This window comes from Citrobacter sp. Cb041, assembly GCF_030336655.1.
GTDB classification, from domain to species: domain Bacteria; phylum Pseudomonadota; class Gammaproteobacteria; order Enterobacterales; family Enterobacteriaceae; genus Citrobacter; species Citrobacter braakii.
In genome coordinates, this window is the sequence record NZ_JAOWDD010000043.1 from 111220 (window position 1) to 133240 (window position 22021).

Annotated in this window: 18 protein-coding genes; 10 read left to right on the plus strand and 8 right to left on the minus strand. The window is 51.9% G+C overall.

Going from position 1 to position 22021, the window contains the following annotated elements:
• The first annotated feature begins 7 nt into the window (after nt 1-7).
• Genes ypdF through ptsP form a run of 3 tightly spaced genes read left to right on the plus strand, consistent with a single transcriptional unit; the run spans nt 8 to nt 4652 of the window.
• Nucleotides 8-1093, plus strand: a complete 1086-nt coding sequence (gene ypdF / locus OGV52_RS21385; RefSeq protein WP_287109124.1) for an aminopeptidase — start codon at nt 8-10, stop codon at nt 1091-1093.
• Nucleotides 1093-2133 (plus strand): aminopeptidase, encoded by a 1041-nt coding sequence (gene ypdE / locus OGV52_RS21390; protein WP_016153899.1) that lies wholly within the window; start codon nt 1093-1095, stop codon nt 2131-2133. The genes ypdF and ypdE overlap by 1 nt, the downstream gene beginning before the upstream one ends.
• Nucleotides 2134-2156: 23 nt before the next feature.
• Complete coding sequence (ptsP, locus tag OGV52_RS21395) at nt 2157-4652, plus strand: phosphoenolpyruvate--protein phosphotransferase (RefSeq protein ID WP_181221361.1); 2496 nt, start codon at nt 2157-2159, stop codon at nt 4650-4652.
• A 77-nt stretch (nt 4653-4729) separates the two neighbouring features.
• On the opposite strand, the gene OGV52_RS21400 is transcribed toward ptsP, so the two are convergent.
• The 4 genes from OGV52_RS21400 to OGV52_RS21415 form a co-directional block, all read right to left on the minus strand.
• Nucleotides 4730-4918, minus strand: a complete 189-nt coding sequence (locus tag OGV52_RS21400) for a hypothetical protein (protein WP_032931709.1) — start codon at nt 4916-4918, stop codon at nt 4730-4732.
• Between the two features lie 99 nt (nt 4919-5017).
• Complete coding sequence (locus OGV52_RS21405; protein ID WP_287109126.1) at nt 5018-5881, minus strand: AraC family transcriptional regulator; 864 nt, start codon at nt 5879-5881, stop codon at nt 5018-5020.
• Between the two features lie 15 nt (nt 5882-5896).
• On the minus strand, nt 5897-6631 hold the full coding sequence (gene ypdB, locus OGV52_RS21410; protein WP_181221362.1) for a two-component system response regulator YpdB: 735 nt from the start codon (nt 6629-6631) through the stop codon (nt 5897-5899).
• Between the two features lie 14 nt (nt 6632-6645).
• Complete coding sequence (locus OGV52_RS21415) at nt 6646-8343, minus strand: sensor histidine kinase (protein ID WP_029139619.1); 1698 nt, start codon at nt 8341-8343, stop codon at nt 6646-6648.
• A 387-nt stretch (nt 8344-8730) separates the two neighbouring features.
• On the opposite strand from OGV52_RS21415, the gene alaC reads away from it, so the two are divergent.
• Nucleotides 8731-9969, plus strand: coding sequence for an alanine transaminase (gene alaC / locus OGV52_RS21420; protein WP_016153894.1), 1239 nt, complete (start codon nt 8731-8733; stop codon nt 9967-9969).
• A 65-nt stretch (nt 9970-10034) separates the two neighbouring features.
• Here the strand turns inward: alaC and ypdK are convergent, their stop codons facing one another.
• Nucleotides 10035-10106, minus strand: a complete 72-nt coding sequence (gene ypdK, locus OGV52_RS21425; RefSeq protein WP_010723117.1) for a membrane protein YpdK — start codon at nt 10104-10106, stop codon at nt 10035-10037.
• 343 nt (nt 10107-10449) lie between these two features.
• On the opposite strand from ypdK, the gene OGV52_RS21430 reads away from it, so the two are divergent.
• Nucleotides 10450-11064: a lysozyme inhibitor LprI family protein gene (locus tag OGV52_RS21430; RefSeq protein ID WP_287109128.1), complete on the plus strand. Its 615-nt coding sequence runs from the start codon at nt 10450-10452 to the stop codon at nt 11062-11064.
• A 41-nt stretch (nt 11065-11105) separates the two neighbouring features.
• Here the strand turns inward: OGV52_RS21430 and lpxP are convergent, their stop codons facing one another.
• On the minus strand, nt 11106-12026 hold the full coding sequence (gene lpxP, locus OGV52_RS21435; protein WP_016157070.1) for a kdo(2)-lipid IV(A) palmitoleoyltransferase: 921 nt from the start codon (nt 12024-12026) through the stop codon (nt 11106-11108).
• Nucleotides 12027-12468: 442 nt separating this feature from the next.
• Between lpxP and OGV52_RS21440 the strand changes: the two genes are divergently transcribed.
• Nucleotides 12469-12711: a DUF2545 family protein gene (locus tag OGV52_RS21440; protein WP_016153891.1), complete on the plus strand. Its 243-nt coding sequence runs from the start codon at nt 12469-12471 to the stop codon at nt 12709-12711.
• Nucleotides 12712-12794: 83 nt separating this feature from the next.
• On the opposite strand, the gene pgtP is transcribed toward OGV52_RS21440, so the two are convergent.
• A complete protein-coding gene (pgtP, locus tag OGV52_RS21445) occupies nt 12795-14186 on the minus strand; it encodes a phosphoglycerate transporter PgtP (protein ID WP_016153890.1) in 1392 nt (463 codons plus the stop codon).
• Nucleotides 14187-14607: 421 nt separating this feature from the next.
• On the opposite strand from pgtP, the gene pgtC reads away from it, so the two are divergent.
• The 3 genes from pgtC to pgtA are packed head-to-tail and all read left to right on the plus strand — an operon-like array spanning nt 14608 to nt 19044.
• Nucleotides 14608-15801 carry a phosphoglycerate transport regulator PgtC gene (gene pgtC, locus OGV52_RS21450; protein ID WP_407056485.1) on the plus strand — a complete coding sequence of 398 codons (1194 nt, stop codon included), beginning with the start codon at nt 14608-14610 and terminating at the stop codon, nt 15799-15801.
• 11 nt (nt 15802-15812) lie between these two features.
• Nucleotides 15813-17807: a two-component system sensor histidine kinase PgtB gene (gene pgtB / locus OGV52_RS21455; RefSeq protein WP_193389481.1), complete on the plus strand. Its 1995-nt coding sequence runs from the start codon at nt 15813-15815 to the stop codon at nt 17805-17807.
• Nucleotides 17797-19044 (plus strand): two-component system response regulator PgtA, encoded by a 1248-nt coding sequence (gene pgtA, locus OGV52_RS21460; RefSeq protein WP_287109129.1) that lies wholly within the window; start codon nt 17797-17799, stop codon nt 19042-19044. Before pgtB ends, pgtA begins: the two co-directional genes overlap by 11 nt.
• A gap of 104 nt (nt 19045-19148) precedes the next feature.
• On the opposite strand, the gene OGV52_RS21465 is transcribed toward pgtA, so the two are convergent.
• On the minus strand, nt 19149-19688 hold the full coding sequence (locus tag OGV52_RS21465; RefSeq protein WP_016153886.1) for a DUF2058 domain-containing protein: 540 nt from the start codon (nt 19686-19688) through the stop codon (nt 19149-19151).
• A 374-nt stretch (nt 19689-20062) separates the two neighbouring features.
• On the opposite strand from OGV52_RS21465, the gene OGV52_RS21470 reads away from it, so the two are divergent.
• Nucleotides 20063-21961, plus strand: coding sequence for a methyl-accepting chemotaxis protein (locus tag OGV52_RS21470; RefSeq protein WP_287109130.1), 1899 nt, complete (start codon nt 20063-20065; stop codon nt 21959-21961).
• Nucleotides 21962-22021: the final 60 nt, after the last annotated feature.

Sequence of the window (22021 nt, forward strand, 5' to 3'; positions counted from 1 at the left end):
TGTGACCATGAGCTTACTTGCCTCGCTGCGTGACTGGCTAACGGCGCAACATCTCGATGCGATGCTGCTGTCATCGCGACAGAATAAACAGCCGCATATGGGGATCTCCAGCGGTTCAGGGTTTGTGTTTATCAGCCATCAAAACGCGCATATCCTGGTCGACGCCCGTTACTACACCGATGTCGCTACGCGTACTCAGGGCTATCAGATCCATCTACTTGATGGCGCGCAGACGCTGTATTCACGGGTGAATCACATTATTGCTGACGAAAAGCTGCAGACGGTGGGATTTGAAGGTGAGCAGGTAAGCTGGAATACGGTGAATGGATGGTCGGGCAAACTGCGTGCGCGACTAGTGAGTGCCGTGCCGGATGTGCTCCGGCAGGTAAAAACGGCGCAGGAGATAGCCTGCATTCGCAAAGCCTGCCGGATAGCTGACCTTAGTGCTGAACATATTCGCCGCTTTATTCAACCCGGCCTCAGTGAGCGCGAAATTGCCGCTGAACTGGAGTGGTACATGCGTACGCTCGGTGCAGACAAACCCTCTTTTGACACCATTGTCGCCAGCGGCTGGCGCGGCGCGCTGCCGCACGGTAAAGCCAGCGACAAGCGTGTCGAGGCGGGTGAGTTCATCACGCTGGATTTTGGCGCGCAGTATCAGGGCTATTGTTCGGATATGACGAGAACCTTTCGCATCCCAGACGCAAACCAGCCAGCGCAAGAAAGCCCGCTGTTTTCCGTGTATCAGATTGTTCTGGCGGCGCAGCGTGCGGCGGTGGCAGCAATTCGACCAGGTCGGCGTTGCCATGAGGTTGACGCCGCAGCCAGGCAGGTCATTACGCAGGCGGGCTATGGCGATGAGTTTGGTCACAATACCGGACACGCTATCGGCATTGAGGTGCATGAAAATCCCCGTTTTTCCCCCACCGACGCGACGCCTCTGGCGGCTGGCATGCTGCTCACCGTTGAGCCGGGTATTTATCTGCCGGGGCAGGGAGGCGTGCGTATTGAGGATGTGGTGCTGGTTACGCCAGACGGCGGCGAGGTGCTCTACACCATGGCGAAAACATTGTTACACACGGGAGAGGCGTAATGGACTTATCGCTACTGAAGGCGCTGAGCGAGGCGGACGCGATCGCCTCTTCAGAACAGGAAGTGCGGCAGATCCTGCTTGAAGAGGCGGATCGTCTGCATAAAGAGGTGCGCTTTGACGGCCTGGGATCGGTGCTGATCCGTCTGAATGAATCAACCGGTCCGAAGGTAATGATCTGCGCGCATATGGATGAAGTGGGATTTATTGTGCGCAGTATTTCCAGCGAAGGAGCGATCGATGTATTGCCGGTAGGAAATGTGCGTATGGCGGCCAGGCAATTGCAGCCGGTGCGGATCACTACCCGTGAAGAGAGCAAAATTCCCGGTCTGCTCGACGGAGTGCGCAGCGGTAATGACGTCAGTGCGCTGCAGGTGGACATTGGCGCGCGGTCTTATGACGAGGTACTTCAGGCCGGCGTACGCCCTGGCGATCGCGTCACCTTTGACACGACGTTTCAGGTTTTGCCGCACCAGCGAGTCATGGGCAAAGCCTTTGATGATCGACTTGGATGTTATTTGCTGGTGGCGCTGCTGCGCGAATGGCATAACGCCATTCTCCCATGTGAGGTCTGGCTGGTGGCCAGTTCCAGTGAAGAAGTGGGACTGCGCGGAGGACAAACAGCAGCACGTGCGGTCGCCCCGGATGTGGCGATCGTGCTGGATACCGCCTGCTGGGCCAAAAACTTTGATCATGGTGCGGCCAACCATCGGCAGATTGGTAATGGCCCGATGCTGGTGTTAAGCGATAAATCGCTGATTGCCTCGCCAAAGCTGACGGCGTGGGTTGAAAGCGTGGCCACCGATGCGGGCATTACCCTGCAGCTTGACATGTTCAGTAACGGCGGCACTGACGGCGGGGCGGTGCACGTAAGCGGCACGGGGATCCCCACGGTTGTCATGGGGCCAGCTACGCGGCATGGACACTGCGCGGCGTCGATTGCCGACTGCCGTGACATCATCCAGACGCAGCAGTTGTTGTCGGCTCTTCTTTCACATCTTACGTGCGAAACCGTGGTTCATCTGACGGATTTCAGGTGCTGATTTCGCGCTAATCAGGAGTTGTTATGCTAACGATTCAATTTCTTTGCCCGCTACCCAATGGCCTGCATGCGCGTCCGGCGTGGGAGCTGAAAGAGCAGTGCAGCCAGTGGCAAAGTGAGGTGATATTTCTTAACCATCGCCAGAACGCCAGGGCAGATGCGAAAAGTTCGCTGGCGCTGATTGGCACCGGGACGCTGTTTAATGACAGTTGTAGCTTAACCATCACCGGTCGCGATGAAGAACAGGCCCGACGAGCGCTGGAGGAGTACCTCCTGCACCGGTTTATTGACAGCGACAGCGTTCAGCCGACGCCGGCGGAACTGGCGGCGCATCCGTTGCCGCGTTCGCTGATTCGCCTCAACCCAGACCTTCTTTATGGCACCGTGCTGGCAGGGGGCGTAGGGGCAGGTTCGCTCACGCTTTGGCAGAGCGATAATCTGGAAAGCTATCGCGCGATTGCGCCGAGTGCGGAAGACAATACCCGGCTGGAGCATAGTCTGGCGACGCTTGCCGAACAGCTCAATCAGCAACTGCGCGAGCGTGAGGGTGAGAGTAAAACCATCCTCAGCGCCCATCTGTCTCTGATTCAGGACGACGAGTTTGCCGGGAATATTCGTCGCTTAATGCGGGAGCAGCATCTGGGGTTAGGGGCGGCGATTATCGCCAATATGGAGCAGGTGTGCGACAAGCTGTCGGCCTCAGGTAGCGATTACCTGCGCGAGCGCGTTAGCGATATCCGTGATATCAGCGAACAGCTGCTGCACATCACCTGGCCTGAAAGACGTCCGCGCAATGCGCTGGTGCTGAATAAGCCGACGATTCTGGTCGCTGAGGATTTGACGCCCAGCCAGTTTTTAAGCCTCAATTTGCAGCATCTGTCAGGCATGATCCTGGAGAAAACAGGGCGCACCTCGCACACCCTGATCCTCGCTCGCGCGTCGGCTATACCGGTGCTTAGCGGCTTGCCGCTGGAGGCCATTAGCCGCTATGCAGGGCAGCATGCGGTACTGGATGCCCGCTGTGGGGTACTGGCCATCAATCCAGACGATGCGGTTCGCGGTTATTACGCGATTGCGCAGAAGCTGGCCGATGAATGCCAGCGGCGGCAGGCGCTGGATGCCGCTCAGCCCGCGCTGACCAAAGATAATCAGCGTATTGACGTTGCAGCGAATATCGGTACCGCGCTGGAAGCGCCGGGGGCGTTTGCCAATGGCGCGGAAGGGATTGGGCTGTTTCGTACTGAAATGCTGTTTATGGACCGCGACAGCGCTCCCGACGAGCAGGAACAGTTTGAAGCCTACCAGCAGGTCTTATTGGCCGCGGGCGACAAGCCGGTTATCTTTCGCACCATGGATATTGGGGGGGATAAAAATATCCGTTACCTCAATATTCCGCAGGAAGAGAATCCTTTCCTAGGCTACCGCGCGGTGCGAATTTATCCAGAGTTTGCCGGACTGTTTCGCACGCAGCTGCGCGCCATCTTACGTGCGGCAACCTTCGGCAATGCGCAGCTGATGATCCCAATGGTGCACAGCCTTGACCAGATTTTGTGGGTAAAAAGCGAACTGCAAAAAGCGCTGGTGGCACTGAAAGCCGACGGTTTACGCCATGCTCCGACAATTTCATTGGGGATTATGGTTGAAGTGCCGTCGGTGTGTTACATCATCGACCATTTCTGCGATGAGGTGGATTTCTTCAGTATTGGTTCAAACGACATGACCCAGTACCTGTACGCCGTCGATCGTAATAACCCGCGCGTTTCGCCGTTGTACAACCCGATTACGCCGTCGTTCCTGCGAATGTTGCAGCAGATTGTCCGCGTGGCGCACGAACGCGGTAAATGGGTGGGCATTTGCGGCGAACTGGGGGGCGAAGGACGCTATTTACCGCTGCTACTGGGCTTAGGACTCGACGAGCTGAGCATGAGCAGTCCACGTATTCCGGCGGTGAAAAGTCAGCTTCGTCAACTGGAGGGCCAGGCATGCCGTGAACTCGCCATACGGGCCTGTGAGTGCCGTAGCGCTCAAGAGATAGAAGATCTGCTCAACCAGTTTGCACCGCAGAAAGACGTGCGTCCGCTGCTGGCGCGGGAGAACATCTTTGTTGGTGAATCTCTGAGTAACAAAGAGCAGGTGATTCAGTTTCTGTGCGGCAATCTTGGTGTTAATGGGCGAACTGAACATCCGTTTGAGCTGGAGGAAGATATCTGGCAGCGCGAAGAGATAGTCACCACTGCTGTCGGTTTTGGTGTGGCTATTCCGCACACTAAGTCCCAGTGGATCCGCCATTCCAGCATCAGTATTGCCCGGCTTGCTCATCCCGTTGACTGGCAGTCAGAGATGGGCGAAGTGGAACTGGTTATCATGCTGACGCTGGGGGCTGATGAAGGCATTAACCACGTGAAGGTCTTCTCGCAGCTGGCGCGTAAGTTGGTGAACAAGCCGTTCCGCCAGTCGTTGTTTGCCGCTGAAAATGCCGACAGTATTCTCGCGTTGCTGGAGGCGGAACTGACGTTTTAAGCTTCACTGAAAGAGCGCTCTCCAGCCTGCGACGATCTGGTTGCAGGCTGGATGAACGCGACCGGAAAGCGACATCATCAATGCGGCGCGTTTGGCACCGGCAGTTTCCCGGCTCTTAAGAGCGTCATTTCTTGCTTACAGAGCAGAACCACCGCCTGGCGAGCTTTAACACGGCGGGAGGTAAGGGCTCTTTTCACGGTCTGACGATCCGCACCTGATTCCAGCATCTGAAAACACATCAGGGAGAGTGCACGTCTGTTTTTCATCGCATATTCACTTTATTGAGTAAGCCTGCAGGGGGAGCTACATGCCGTTATTTTACAACGATGCAAACGGATATTACTAACCTGTTGGCGTTGTCTCACTTAACGTGCTGACTGAAAACGTACGCTGTACTCTCCCGGAGTCAGGCCAAACTGACGCCGGAACAGGCGGCAGAAATAATTACTGTCCTGATACCCGCACCGCTGTGCGACTTCGCTAATCGACAGATGGTATTTCTGTAAGATGATGCGCGCCTTCGCCATTCTGACCCACCGCAGGTACTCGACGAACCCCATGGTGCCGTGCTGGGCAAACACTTTTGACAGGTGGTTGGGCGTGATATTAAAAAACTGCGCTACGCTTTCCCGGGTCAGCGGTTGGGCATAGTTATCCTGCACCCAGTTACACATACTATGATAGAGAAATTCAGCGCGCGGACGCTCTGTGTCAGGGCGGGTATTCACCACGCTACGACACAGATGCAGCAGGCTAAGCACCAGCGGCTGAATAATATCCTGGGCCTGAGGAGAGCGGCTTAAATGGGTTAATGCGGTGAGCATCGCCTCGCCTTCGCCGCGCTGCGGATGTGGTAACTCAATACGGCGGATCGGACGTAACAGCGATGCCGTTCGATTATCGTAAAAAGAGAGCCCCAGCCAGGCCGGAGAAAACACCAGACTCAGTAGCATCACGGGTTTATCGCTACCGGGCAAATTCGCTGCTTTCGCCGGGATAAACAGCATGTCGCCTTCTGGCAGGCTATGCTGCTGTTTTTCCAGTTGATTACTGTATTCGCCACGCAGCACGATATCGAGGCGCGGAAGGTCAATACACAAACTGCCGGACGGTAACGTGCTGGGCTGGGACGCGAACCACACGCGGCCAAGACGCTGCGGGTTCAATACCAGGCCGCTGAACAGATCGGCGAAAAACTGTTGGTCTGCGGGGAGGCCTGGCTCTTTCATCACTCTTTCTCTGCGCTATAAGTGCATTAACTGCCTGAACTCTTTCACTTTACTCCGACTCACCGGGATTTCAAATTCCAGATCTTTTAAGCGCAAAATGTAGGTGTTGTTAAACCAGGGTTCGATCTCGCGGATTTTATTCAGATTCACACAGAACGAGCGGTGGCAGCGGAAGAAATGCGAAGCAGGCAATTTGCTGCAAAATTCAGTGATGTTCATCGGCATCACGTACGATTCGCGCCGGGTGTAGACAAACGTCATCTTTTCATGGGCTTCTGCGTAGTAGATGTCGTTGATCGGGGTCACGATGATCCGCTCATCTTTGATCAGATTGATCGTATCGTTTTCGCGGGTCACCGGACTGGCAGGCGAGGTTCCCGTTTGCTGTTGCTGCCAGGCTGCTTCCAGCTTTTGCAGCATGCCGACGATGCGTGATTCCTGATACGGCTTCAGGATGTAGTCAAAAGCCTCCAGTTCAAAGGCTTCAACAGCGTGCTCTTTCCACGCGGTAATAAAGATGATAAAGGGCTTGTGCGCGAACTGGCTGATGTTTTGCGCCAACAGGACGCCATCCAGCGAGGGAATATTGATATCCAGAAAAATGGCGTCAACGCGGTTGTGCTGGAGATATTTCAGCACGTCCAGACCGTCGTCAAATGTGCCGACAATCTCCATCTGGCTGTGCTCTTTTATCAGCCAGCTAAGTTCCTGTTGGGCCAGGAATTCATCTTCAACAATGATGACTTTCACGACTTCACTCCTGGTTAAAGCAACAATGTGGCCGGTGCGGCTGCGGGCGAGTGCTGATTAGGCACATAAAAGGCAATCTCTGTGCCTGGCTCCAGACGGCGGATATGGAGGCCCTCGCCGTAGAGCAGCTTAACGCGATGATGCACATTTAACAGACCAATTTTATTGCCCGGCATTTCATTGGATTCGACCCGTTCAATCACTTTTGGATCGATGCCGTGGCCCGTATCCCGCACGGCAATCCGTACCCGATTACCGCACTCCGCAACGCTGATGGTGACCACCCCTTTTCCTTTGCAGGGTTGAATCCCATGGACGATAGCGTTCTCTACCAGCGGCTGAATCAGCAGGCTGGGAATATAACAGCTTACCTCTTCATCGATATCATAAATAACCGTCAGCTTGTCGCCAAAACGGGCCTGTTCGATGGCGATGTAATCCTTGATTTGATATAGCTCTTTTTTGATGTCGATCTGCTCATCGTCTTTTAATTCAATATTATAGCGAAGATAGCGCGATAAATTAAAAATCAGCTGGCGCGCAGTGTCTGGATTCAGCCGCACCGACGATGAAATTGCGTTCAGGGCGTTAAACAGGAAATGGGGATTTATTTTACTTTGTAGCGCACGCAGCTCTGCCTTATTTGCCATTTCGCGTAGCTGCTCCGCCCGGGAGACTTCCAGCTGAGTCGAGATAATTTGCGACAGGCCGATGGCCATTTCCTGCAGCGAGGAGGTTATCTGGTGGGCGTGACAGTAGTAGATTTTTAGCGTACCGGTGACAACACCTTTCTCCCAAAGCGGAATCACCAGCATGGAGTGTATTTCCGGCGTACGGTGCGCTTCATCATTGTTTTTAATGATGATTTTTCCGTAATTGATCGCCTGTTGCGTAGTCGGACTGACGAAATCATCATTATCGCGGTAGTTAAGCTCACCCACGCCAACGTAGGCCAGCACGTGCTGGGTGTTGGTAATAGCGACGGCATCAGCATGGATATCATGGCGAATAATTTCGCACACCTGGCGAAGCGATTCGCTATTGACCTGGCGAAAAAGCGGCAGAGTTTTGTTGGCGATATCCAGAGCCAGCTTAGCCTGCTTCGCGGCGCTGGCTTCTTTCTCGCCTTCCACGCTTTGCACCAGCATGACGATAAAACCAATGCAGACACTACCCAGAATCATTGGGATGCCGATCTTCGAGACGATATCCAGCCCCAGTTCGGTGGTGGGCGCCCAGGCGACGACGAGGATCATGGTCAGAGATTCACACAGCATTCCGCCTAAAATACCCGCACGCCAGTGCTGCGCTTTGGGGATCCTACGGTTGATCCAGCCAGCAATGCAGCCTGCCAGAATGCTGGTGATAAAGCAGGGCAGGGCGGTTACGCCGCCGATGTCGATCAGGTAGCGGTGGGTGCCCGCGATCAGGCCTGTAATGATACCGACCCAGGGACCGAACAGAATTCCCCCTGACATGACGGCGATAATACGTACGTTAACCAGTGAGCCTTCAACCGGTACGCCGGACCAGGTACTGAACAGGGCAAACATTGAGAAAATCGCGGTAACGGCGAGCAGCTCTTTCGGGGAGTGGGCTGACTTGTGCAACAGTTCGCGAAACAGGCGGATACGAATCAGGAAAAACAGACAGAACAGCATCAGCGCTGCCCGGTCGAATACCGCCAGCAGCATATTGAATATTTCGTGCACGGGTGACTCTTGCGCAAGGGTTAAACCTCTATGATAGGTAACCTGAGGCTGGATGACCAGCACACCCGCAGCCTGTAGCTAATGGGGAAAAACCTTAATATTAAAAGGGGATTGTTGCATGATTGTTGTATTTACAATGCCTGTCCTGTCAACAGAGCGCACAAAGTAATATGTTTAACAATAAAATGTTAAATGGTGGTAATTTTAAGCGGAGTGTGAAAAATTTTATTTCCTCATTTTTTCTGGCTATTCCTCTTTTACCTCAATAAAAAATATTTTGTTTTGCCTCTCGACAGAAGGAAATTATTCAGGCTATTTTCTAAACGTGCCACCATCGTGGCAGCGTCGCTCGGACGGTCCGGGCGCTAACGTTAATCTGAGGATATTATGGCTGACTCCCGCCCTGAACGTCGCTTTACGCGTATTGATCGCCTTCCCCCTTACGTTTTTAACATTACTGCTGAACTGAAGATGGCTGCGCGTCGGCGCGGCGAAGATATTATCGATTTCAGCATGGGGAACCCGGATGGGGCCACGCCTCCTCACATTGTCGAAAAACTCTGTACCGTGGCGCAGCGCCCGGATACGCACGGTTACTCCACCTCGCGCGGCATTCCGCGTCTGCGTCGGGCGATTTCCCGTTGGTACCAGGAACGCTATGACGTTGAGATCGATCCGGAATCCGAAGCGATTGTGACGATTGGCTCGAAAGAAGGATTGGCGCACCTGATGCTGGCCACGCTGGATCACGGCGATACGGTCCTCGTACCGAACCCGAGCTATCCGATCCATATTTATGGGGCGGTGATTGCCGGCGCGCAGGTACGTTCAGTGCCGCTGGTCGAAGGCGTCGATTTCTTTAATGAGCTGGAGCGCGCGATTCGCGAAAGCTACCCGAAACCGAAGATGATGATCTTAGGTTTTCCTTCCAACCCGACTGCGCAGTGCGTCGAGCTGGAGTTCTTCGAAAAAGTTGTGGCCCTGGCTAAACGCTATGACGTGCTGGTGGTTCATGACCTGGCCTATGCCGATATCGTCTACGATGGCTGGAAAGCGCCGTCGATTATGGAGGTACCGGGCGCTCGTGATGTCGCGGTGGAGTTTTTCACCCTATCGAAAAGCTACAACATGGCGGGCTGGCGTATCGGTTTTATGGTAGGTAACAAAACGCTGGTGAACGCGCTGGCTCGAATTAAGAGCTATCACGATTACGGAACCTTTACTCCGTTGCAGGTTGCAGCAATCGCCGCGCTGGAAGGCGATCAGCAGTGCGTGCGGGATATTGCTGAGCAATATAAACGTCGTCGAGATGTGCTGGTTAAGGGGCTGCATGAAGCCGGGTGGATGGTCGAGATGCCCAAGGCCTCGATGTACGTTTGGGCGAAAATCCCAGAGCAATACGCCGCGATGGGATCACTTGAATTTGCCAAGAAACTGCTGAACGAGGCGAAGGTATGCGTTTCGCCGGGGATTGGTTTTGGTGATTATGGTGATACGCACGTGCGCTTTGCGTTAATTGAAAACCGCGACCGTACCCGCCAGGCGATCCGTGGCATCAAAGCAATGTTCCGCGCCGATGGCTTACTGCCTGCCAGTGCAAAATCGGCCACTGAAAGTACCGACTAACAACACGTTTCCCCAAAAGCAAACAGGAGCCATCAGGCTCCTGTTTATTTGCTGCGTCTTTTAATTTAGATCATCAGGGCGAAAGTACCGGCCCAAACGATGACCATAAAAGAAATGCCCATAAAGAAATATTTCACTTTTCATCTCTCCGCGTACCTGAGGTACGTCTAAATGAACATATGCTAACCTGACAGAGAGCTGATGCACGCGTAAACGAAATGGAGAATTCCCTTCGTTTGCTTGTCTGCATCACCTCAGAATTCTGAGCTTTTATGCTCCAGACGGCGCTAATGTACGCCTAAAAATGAGGTGAGACAAGAGGCATTTTTTTATTTAATTTTAATAACTTACAAGTGTCGTGATTCGGCGACAGTTTAATTTCTATCGGTAATAAATTGCTATTGAGCGACGGAATGTTTACTCGGAGAATTCTCATATCTCCATGATGTTAATGCGGTTAATTTTTCGCGGAATGAGATTATGAAAAGGTTAAAAATGACCAGATTAATGATGTTAGCACTCGTTCTTACGCCAGTGACGTCGATGGCGGCCTCGCCGATGGCATTCAATTTCAGCTGCGTAAGTATTGGTGGTGTGAATAGTGATGGTAAAGGCAATATCTGGATTGATGGCACTAAGGCGACGGTAAAGGCCTTCAATGAAAATTACTGGGAAGCAAAAAGCGGTAACAATACCGTGTCTATCTCCCGTAAAGATGACGGGAATCCGGACGTTTCCTGGACCGGGCCTAATCGTAAGCACGGGATTTGCCTGCCTGAAGACAATATCGACTTTTCAGGGGCAAAGAAATCGACCAGCAACGGGCCTTCTTTTTCCTGTTCTGCGGTAGCAAAGGGCAGTATCGAGGAGGTTATCTGTCAAAGTCCTTCGCTCTCAGCCATGGATTTGGCATTGAACGGGGCCTACAAGCAGGCGCTGGTTAAATCGAGTAATAACCCGACGCTCAAAGCAGAGCAACGCGGCTGGGTGAAAGGGCGTAACGAATGCTGGAAAGAGCAGGATAAGCCAGCGTGTATAGCCCGTAACTACAATGAGCGAATGGCTGAATTACAGAACAAGTGGGGCGTGAAGTAATTCAGGCGCAGAAAAAAAGAAAGGCCTTTCGGCCTTTCTTTTTAGATGTACAACGAGGCTTCACCCATCGGGCGAGTTTTGAAGCGACGGTGGATCCAGAGATACTGCTCGGGTGCGCGCATGATCTCTTTTTCGATAATTTTGTTCATATACGCCGCTGCCTGGCTTTCATCTGTTGGATAACCTTCCATTTCTGGCGTGATGAACAGGCGGTAACCGGAGTTATCTGCTTTTCTCACCATGGTTACGGTCAGCATCGCTGCGCCCGATAACCGTGACAGCACGTAAGTACCGTTGGTGGTCGCGACGTTTTTGACTGCGAAGAAGGGGGCGAATGAACTCCCTTTACGACCGTAGTCCTGATCGGGGGCAAACCATACCGCTTCCCCTTTTTTCAGGGCGCCGACAATACCGCGCAGATTATTTCTGCCGATCATGGCCTTGTTGGAGCGCATACGACCGCGGGTTTGGATCCACTCCATCAACTTATTGTTGTGCGGGCGATAGGTTGCCATCATCGGTTGGCAAAGTCCCATTACGCGACCACCCAACTCGAGTGACATAAAGTGTACGCCTACCACCATCACGCCACGGTTTTGCATCTGTGCGCGTTTCAGGTTGTCCAGTCCTTCTACATCAAACCATTTGCGTACCCGGCGATCCGGCCAGAACCAGGCCATACCCGTTTCAAGCAGCGCCATGCCGAGTGAACGGAAGTTCTCATCGACCAGTTTGTCTCTTTCTTCTTGCGACAGATTTGGGAAACAGAGTTCGAGATTTTTATGAGCAATAGATTCACGGCGCTTTAAAAATGGACGAGCCAGCGTTCCTGTACGGGTACCAAGAAAACACAACACGGGATAGGGAAGTTGTACCAGTAACCAGAGCACACCGACGCCAAACCATGTGAGCCAGTAGCGCGGATGCAAAAACGCGCGTGAAAATTTACATTGGGGGAACATAAGCACCTGTTGTTGATACGAAATAGGTGTATCGCGAAGATTCTTTAGTCTGCCGCTTTACAGTCTGTACTGATCGTTAGGCCGCCATGAACGACATTGGTTCCTGTAAAGAGTGTAAAACTGAGTCAGGACAAAACCAGGAAGGGGCATGAATGATCGGACGCTCAATGTACACCCGAATATTAATGTCAGCCAGAAATAATTACTCAAGATGCGTAAATGTTTTTACGGCGATTAAGGTCAAAAATGAGTCGATATATAATGCGTTGTTTTTATGACGATTAAATAAACGGCAGTCGAATAAATTATTAGTCAGCGATTGAGTGATTATTGTAACGAAAATGTTGCTTAAATTGCGAACTATTGGGAATTGTCTTAGAATATAAACTCAAGGGAGTGTAAGGACTTACGTAAATTTTTACGGCAAACAGGAGGTATCGCTATGTTCTATTTTTGGATCTTTCTCGCGTTGAGCATTCTGAGCGTCAGTTGCTATATCTGGCAGGTTATGGGGGCTGCGGCGTCAATAAGTGCTTTTATCGGCATGGCCATACTCACGGCATTAATTTACGTTTTTACTATGCAGTTGACCAATGGTAACGAGATGGTTACCGGATTATTCCTTTTTCTTGCCCCAGCATGCGGTTTGATCATCCGCTTTATGGTGGGTTACGGTAAGCAATAAATTATCACGTTGAGCTATTTATTCTTTATCTGAATGTATTGAAGTGCCAGCATCGCTGGCACTTTTTGCGAGACTGAAATCGGCTACCGGGCATCAGCCAACTGGAGTGACGCTTCCTCTTGCTGAGCGTTTTTCCGTTGTTGTTCGAGCTCCAGCGCGCCGCGATGGGAGAGGTAGCAGAACAGGATGCAGCATACAATCCCGCCCATCAACAGATAGAAGCCGCCATGCCATCCCATTTTATCGACCATCACGCCAAACAGGCTGGTTCCCAGCGATGCGCCAAAAATGTAGCTCATGAATCCGCGTAACCCTACCGCAGAACCTACTGCGAAGCTGGGGACGATTTCCATGGTCTGAACGGAGGCCAGGAACTGCGGAACATAAATCAGGCAACCCACGATGGCGGCAAAAATAGTGACCATCAGCAGCGATTCACTTTTCCAGTAACCGATCAGGCAGACGAAAATCAGCGCCATACAGATCATGGCCAGCGGCATGCGACGGCCTTTAAACAGTTTATCGGTGAGCCAACCCGCCAGTAATGTGGAAGGAATTGCCGCCCATTCGAAAAACAGAAAAGCTATGCTCATTTGCTCTTTCGAGAAATGTTTTTCGGTTAATAAATAAATTGGCAGCCAGCTAATCATACCAAAACGCACCATATAGACAAAAACGTCTACCAGTGAAACATACCAGGCATTTTTATTACGCAATACATAGGTGCAGAAGATCTGGAAGGCACTCATATTTTCTGGCGCCTGGACAGCGTGTCGGGAATTTAATACGACTTTTTCTTCCGGCATCATTTGTTCCAGAGCCGGTAAACCCTCCTGGCGTGGTGAACCTTTCCCCAGCATCAGCACAATAAAAGCAAACAGTACGGCAACACAGGCCGGAACAATATAGCTGGCGCTTTGCCAGTGTTCGCTCCCCAAAATGGCAAACGCGGCGCCAACAATCGGGGCGACAATACCACCGCCAACGTTGTGTGAGATATTCCAGAATGCGCCAACGCGTCCACGTTCTTTACGTGGAAACCAGTTAGCGATGGTAATAAATGAAGGGCCAACGCCCATCCCCTGAAACAAACCGTTGAAAACGACCAGCGCGGCAAATATCCAGAATCCGGTACTGAACCCCAGGCCTACGTTGACGATAGCGCACAGGATCAGGCCGCATGCCATGAAGACTTTCGGGCTGGCCTTGTCTGCCAGACTGCTCATAATGCCTTTACTGATCCCATAGGCAATAAGCATGCAGCTGCTGAGTAAACCAATCTGCGTAGCGCTGAGATCCAGGTGCTCCTTCAGATATGGAGTCGAAAGCGTGAAGTTATTGCGCACAATATAGTACGCAAGATAGCCAAGAAATACGCTGAGTAATGCCTGAATTCGGTATCGGCCATAAGTTGCCTGGACTTTCTCCGCCGGGACTTTATTCGCCGCTGGTCCTGCCTTAAATATTGATAACATATCATCACCTAATTTTTTATTGATGTGAATATCAGGATTTTTCGCAGTGAAGAGTGAAATAGACGGCGAAGAAACTCAAGTTGATGAAATGTGTCACTATTGACTCAATTTTCGGGCGGCGTGGCAGATTTTGACACTTTTTTAATAATGGATTTTCAATTCTATTCTTTCACGGGCATTTTTATCATCGGCGTGTGCGGATATTAACAAATTCAGGCTGCATTTTCGGGTATTCTTTACTGATGTCGTCACTTTCCGTTTGGTTATTCTACGAATAACCTTATTCTTCCCCCCAGCGGTGATAAACGGGTAAGTTTTGTCTCAATATTATTTTTTGTACATGTTGGTATTTATGAACGGGATCACAAACAGACTGTTGGGCCGGGGGCGTTTTTGGGCATTCTTGCTCTGTTTTATGTCGCTGTCGGCGAGCTGCCAGGTCCTGGGTAAAGAGCTGGTGATGGCGACCACCTTTTCCCCAGGGGCCACGGCCTGGATTATCCAGCGCTGGCAGACGGAGCCAGGGTCAGTGATGATTCGCACGTTAAACCGGACCAGCGGTTCGCTGGAACAGTTGCTGGATACTGCGAATGCAGAAAACGTCGATCTGATTTTGACCTCATCACCCATGCTGTTGCAGCATCTTCAGGAGCACCAGAAGCTGGCGCCTTTCGATAATGCGCTGCCTGAAAGCCAGCGGCTGGTGCCAGACTCGATTCGCTCGACCTCCGTGGCTGTGGCGATATCAGGGTTTGGCCTGTTGATTAATCGTTCTGCGCTGGCGGCGCGGCATCTTCCGCCGCCTGCCGACTGGGGGGATTTAACGCAGCCTAAATATCAGAACGCGCTGTTGATGAGTAGCCCGTCGCGTTCCGATACCAACCACCTGATGGTTGAGTCGCTGCTGCAACAGAAAGGGTGGGAAGAGGGCTGGGCGACGCTGTTGGCCAGCGCCGGTAATCTGGTAACGATTTCATCACGCAGTTTTGGCGTGGCCGACAAAATTAAGAGCGGTCTGGGCGTGGCGGGGCCGGTTATTGATAACTATGCCAACCTGTTGCTTAACGATCCGCACCTTACTTTTACCTATTTCCCTCGCTCGGCGGTGTCACCCACCTATGTTGCCGTACTCAAGAATAGCCAGCACCCCAACGAAGCGCGTCGCTTTATCCGCTATCTGTTAAGCCCGGAAGGACAGCGGATCCTTGCGGATGCGAACACGGGGAAATATCCGGTCACGCAGCTCGCGCCTGATAACCCACGCGCCGTTCAGCAGGCTATTTTGATGAGCCAGCCCGCGCTTAATTATCGGCTGATCCTTAAGCGGCAACAGCTGGTGCAGCGGATGTTTGATACCGCCATCAGTTTTCGACTCGCGCAGCTGAAAGATGCCTGGCGGGCGCTATACAGTGCGGAAGCGCGCCTGAAACGCCCGCTACCCGAAATCAGAGCATTACTGACCAGCGTCCCGATAGACGCCAGAAGTAGTGAAGATGAGGCCTGGCTTGCGCAATTTGAGAATAAAAGCGTAGCCGAACAGCAGATGATGGAGTGGCAGCTCTGGTTTCTTAAAAATCAGCGTCAGGCGATATCCAAACTGGAAGAGTTAAAATGAAAGGTGGTTCGATACTGCAACGCCTGCGCCAGCTCAGCATCAGCAGCAGCCTGCGGGGAGCGTTTCTGACGGGCGCATTACTGACGTTGAGCGTAAGCTGCGTCAGTTTGTACTCCTGGCATGAGCAGAGCTCGCAGATACGCTATTCACTTGATGATTACTTCCCGCGCGTACATTCCGCTTTTTTGATAGAAGGAAATCTCAACCTGGTTGTGGATCAGCTTAATGAATTCCTGTTGGCCCCCAACACCACGGTGAGGCTGCAACTGCGCAATCAAATTATTTCTCATCTGGACAAAATTGAGGTGCTGAGCCGGGGATTACAATCGGCAGAACAACAGCAGTTGGCGGTGATTTTGCAAGACAGTCGGGCGCTGATGGCGGAGCTGGACCGGGTGCTCTACAACATGTTCCTCGTGCGCGAAAAGGTGAGTGAACTCTCCGCGCGCATCGACTGGCTACATGATGATTTTACTACCGAGCTGAATTCGCTGGTGCAGGATTTTACCTGGCAGCAGGGGACGTTGCTGGATCAAATTGAGGCCAAAAACGGCGATGCGGCGCAGTATCTCAAACGTGCCAGAGAAGTACAAAACGAGCAGCAGCAGGTTTACACCCTGGCAAGAATTGAAAATCAGATCGTGGATGATTTACGCGACAGGCTCAATGAACTGAAGTCGGGTAGCGACGACGGAATGCTGGTGGAGAATCATATCCGCTATCTGGAGAACCTGAAGAAAACGGCGGATGAAAATATCCGTACCCTCGATGACTGGCCCAGTACTATCACCCTGCGGCAAACCATTGATGAGTTACTGGAAATCGGGATGATGAAAAATAAAATGCCCGATACCATGCGCGATTATGTCGCCGCGCAAAAAGCGCTCGTTGATGCTAACCATGCCAGAGAGGCAACGCTCGGGCGCTTTCGAACACTGCTTGAGGCGCAGTTGGGGAGTAGCCATCAGCAAATGCAGATGTTTAACCAGCGGCTGGAACAAATTGTTCGCGTCAGCGGTGGACTTATTCTGCTGGCGACGCTGCTGGCGCTACTTCTCGCCTGGGGGCTCAACCATTACTTTATTCGTTCGCGTCTGGTGAAGCGTTTTACCGCACTCAACCAGGCCGTGGTGCAAATTGGTCTTGGCAAAACGGATGCCACCATCCCGGTTTATGGGCGCGATGAGCTCGGGCGCATCGCAGGATTGCTGCGCCATACTCTGGGCCAGTTGAGTGCGCAAAAAAATCAGCTGGAGCAGGAAGTGACAGAGCGCAAGGAGATAGAGTCCGATCTCCGGGCAACGCAGGATGAACTGATCCAGACGGCAAAACTGGCAGTGGTTGGACAGACCATGACCACGCTGGCGCACGAGATTAACCAACCGCTGAATGCGCTGTCGATGTACCTGTTTACGGCGGGAAGGGCAATTGAACAAGGACAATCCGCTCAGGCCAGAAGTACGTTAACCAAAGCGGAGGGGCTGATTACCCGTATTGATGCCATTATCCGTTCGCTGCGTCAGTTTGCACGTCGGGCCGAGCCGGGTGCGCCTTTGCATCCGGTCGATCTGCGACAAACATTCAGCGCCGCCTGGGAACTGTTGGCCATGCGGCATAAGCCTCAGCAGGGTACGCTGACGCTTCCAGCCCAGAGTGTATGGGTGACAGGTGATGAAGTGCGTATTCAGCAGGTGCTGGTAAACGTACTGGCAAATGCGCTGGATGCCAGTCCGACTGGCGCGCAAATAGAGGTTCACTGGCAGGCTGAGGGCAGCCGATTGTGCGTCTTTGTCTGTGATAACGGCCCCGGCTGGCCTGAGGCGTTATTGCCATCACTGTTAAAGCCGTTTACCACCAGTAAGGATGTGGGGCTCGGTATTGGCTTATCGATTTGTGTATCGTTAATGGGGCAAATGAACGGCGAACTGCGCCTGGCGTCGACACCGGGGCGTAATGCCTGCGTCGTTCTGCAATTTAATCTGACGGATGTAAACGATGTTGTGTGATGACTATTCTGTTCTGCTGATTGATGATGATGCCGATGTTCTCGACGCTTACACTCTGTTGCTTGAACAAGAGGGGTACCGTGTTTACGCATGCAATAACCCTTTTGATGCCCGAAACTGGCTGCAGGCCGACTGGTCGGGGATTGTTCTGAGCGATGTGTGTATGCCTGGCTGCAATGGAATAGACCTGATGACGTTGTTTCATCAGGATGATAATCAGTTGCCAATCCTGCTTATCACCGGGCATGGCGATGTCCCGATGGCGGTGGAGGCAGTAAAGAAAGGCGCATGGGACTTTCTGCAAAAACCGGTCGACCCCGGCAAACTGCTGTCGCTGGTAGAGGATGCACTGCGTCAGAGAAAATCCGTGATTGCCCGTCGCCATTATTGCCAGCAAAAGCTTCAGGTTGAACTGCTCGGCTACAGTGACTGGGTCAATCAGTATCGTCAACGTCTGCAACACCTGGCGGAAACGGATATTGCCGTCTGGTTTTATGGCGAGCCGGGAACGGGACGTATGACCGGAGCCCGGTATTTGCATCAGCTTGGGCGCAGCGCTGATGGGCCGTTTATCCGCGGTGAACTAACGCCCGGGAACGCGGGACTACTCAATGACCTTATTGCACAGGCGCAAGGAGGAACGCTGGTCCTGAGCCATCTTGAGTGCCTGACACGTGAACAGCAGCACCATCTGGTGCATCTGCAAAGCCAGGAGCGGCGTCCGTTTCGTCTGATAGGCATTGGTGACACATCGTTAGTGGAACTGGCGGCAACCAACCAGATTGTGGCCGAACTCTACTACTGTTTTGCGATGACGCAAATCGGTTGCCAGCCGTTGTCACAGCGTCCGGATGATATTGAGCCGCTGTTTCGTCATTACCTGCAGAAAGCCTGTCTGCGCCTGAACCATCCCGTGCCCGAGGTTGAAGGGGAGTTACTGAAAGGCATGCGGCGTCGCGTGTGGTTAAGTAATGTCCGGGAACTGGCGAATGCCGCCGAGCTTTTTGCCGTTGGGCTACTCCCGCTGGCTGAAACCGCGAATCCGCAACTGCATCTGCCTGAACCAACACCGCTCGATCGGCGGGTTGAAGAGTACGAGCGACAGATCATTACTGAAGCGCTAAATATTCATCAGGGGCGCATTAATGAAGTGGCGGAGTATTTACAAATCCCGCGTAAAAAATTGTATTTACGCATGAGAAAATACGGGCTGAGCAAAGAACACTATAAGTTTTAGTCGCCAGGATTGGGGTAGAAGGGACGTCGAGAGTATTTCGGTGGCGGCGTTGGCGTTCACCGAAATAGGCAACGGAAGTCCAGGTGATTATCTGGTTGTTTTTCTTACCACATCAAATCATCAGGGATGACAAAATCAGCATACGGATCGTCTTCGTCCTTCGCTTCCTGGCTCAGCTCGCAATTTAAAACAATATAACTTGCATCGCGCTGCGCAATCTTGTCGGCGACGACAGCCGGGATAATGGCGTATTCGCTATCGTTGCCGCTTTCAGCCGTCAGTCGGGCAATGGCCAGACGGCCCTTGATCAGCTGAGACTGAGTCACCTTATCAACATAGACTTTTTTGATCAGGTTATTATCTGTAAAGTTGTAACCAATATCGCCACGGGTAATGGTGATTTTATTCATTTCAATCAGTTGCTTGATCTGGGCTTTATATTCTTTAGACAGTGCGGCCTGTTTCTGCTGTTCGCTGAGCTGCTTGTCGCGCTCAATTTGCGCTTTTTTATTCTCTTCAACCGCTTCTCTGGCTTCGCGAGCCTGAACGCGCGATTTCTTCGCCGTTCTTTGCACTTTGGCCATTTTTTTGCTGCTGACCAGACCTGCCTTAAGCATCTGTTCTTGTAGGGTAAGTTTTGTCATCGTCGCTTCTAATCCAATAAAATCGTTGTCAGGATTATAACCTTAACGTTCGGCGGGATGCCAGAAAATGGCCGTGCCACGACGGTTATCTCCAGTAGGCGTCACCGTTCTGTGTCTTACTCCCTTTCCGAATCGTGTTGATAGTTAACCCGTTTTTTAATAAGAAATAATATGCTAAATGATTTAACTAACTTGAGAATAGATATCATAAATATAAATATTCCAGTGATTTATCCTGATTATCATAATCAAATAGAGTTATTTTGGCAGGTATTTAATCTAAAAAACAATCAGTTGTCTCTTGATCAAATTTAAAGTGCAGCCTCATTGCGCCGATAACCATAATGAAAATATGGACAATGGAGGGAAGTGGCATGTGGTGGGTTTATCGAATGCCGATGAAAATGAAGTTAATAATCGCGCTACAACCACTATTATTGGCGTTATGTTGGTTTGCTGGTTCAGGAATATTGACGCGCATTGAGACAGAACGGCAAATGGAAAATATTGCTCAACTGACAGCGCTCGCGCGTAGTGCCGGAAATGTGGTGCATGAGCTGCAAAAAGAACGGGGAATGAGCGTCGGATTTCTGGGGGCTGAAGGGAAGACGTTCAAAGATGAGTTAACCGCACAGCGGGCTTTAACCGATCGCGAGATCGAGGTCTTTGTGCGTTCACTGTCCGATACTGCATTACCCGAAGGGGATGCCGCCAATTCTGTCACCACGTTTAAGAAAAACATTCTGTCGCTCGCCACCATCCGGGAAAACGTCACGCGATTGGGGCTTCCGGCCTCTGATGTCGTTAAGTTTTATACTAATGTCATTGCTGATGTGCTGAGTTTTGTGGGCAGGTTGGGACAGTTGACGGATTCAGGCGAGATGGCGAACGCATTCGCCGCCTACTACAATTTGCTGAATTTGAAAGAACAAGCAGGTATTGAACGCGCGCTGCTGTCAAATATCTTTTCCTCCGGTCATTTCGCCGAGGGGCAGTTACATCAACTCAGTGATGTCGTCAGTAAACAGAACGTCTGGCTGGCACAATCGTTGCGTCTGAGCCCACCGGAACAGGCGGCCATGCTGGAAAGCCGCTTACAGTCCACAGAAGCGTCAAAAGCCCTCTCATTACGCGAAACCGCGTTTAGTCATGCCGCGAAAGGTGGATTTGATGTCGATCCTACTGTCTGGTTCAAGGTTCAAACCCAGCGTATTGAAGTGATGCGGCAGATAGAAGATGTGACGGCGAATCTTCTGTTAGCGAATGCGGAAAAACTCGCGCAGGATGCACGAAAAAACTGGCAAATATATATGATTGTCAGCTTGTTAGCGCTCCTGGCATCATTGGCGTTCGCAGGGGCAATCGCTATCAATATGCATCGTCAATTTAGCGACACGCTCCGCAAGATTGCGGGTATGAACGGCGATCTGACTCAACGATTGGCGACCCCGGGGAAAGATGAGCTTTCCTCACTTAATCGCGCCTATAACACGATGCTGGAAAGTATTCAGCATATCGTCCAGGAGATTAAACAAGGCTCCGTGGTTTTATCCGATGCCAGCAGCAGTATTACGGCGGGTAATCAGGACCTGGCCCAACGCACGGATGAACAGGCAGCATCAATAGTACAAGCGGTGGCTAGTATGGAACAGTTCTCCACGACGATTACGCAAACGGCGGACAATGCCCGCGAAGCGGAGCATCTGACAATCAGGCTGGAAAAAGAGGTCCGCCAGGCCAGTAACGTCGCCAGTGCGGCAAATCAAAGCATGGGGGATATTCGCTCTTCCAGTGAGAAAATCTCGAATATTGTGACCTCGATAGACGATATTTCGTTTCAGACTAACTTGCTGGCGCTGAATGCGGCAGTGGAAGCTGCACGGGCAGGAGAGATGGGCAGGGGGTTTGCGGTTGTCGCCAGTGAAGTGCGGAATCTTTCGCAGCGTTGTGCCAAAGAAGCTAATCAGATCCGCGAGCTGGTCGCGCAGAATATGGTAAAAATTAGTGAGGGTGTTGAGCGGGTTACGGCGTCCGCTACCGCGCTAGAAGCCGCGGCGGACAATACCACCAGCATGAAGCAATATATTGCGGATATCGCTCGTGTAGCGACGGAACAATCGCAAGGGGTAACTCAGATTAACCTGGCACTGCGACCTATGGAGCAGGTCACGCAGCAAAACGCGGCGTTGGTTTCTCAGGCCGCAAGCGACAGCCAGCGCCTGGACAATCTGTCTGTCACCATGAAGGATCTGGTCAATCGTTTTGTTGTCTGACCTGACGCCGTTTAACCGACCCGGACAACATACCGGGTCGGTTCATCCCCTGGCGGGGAA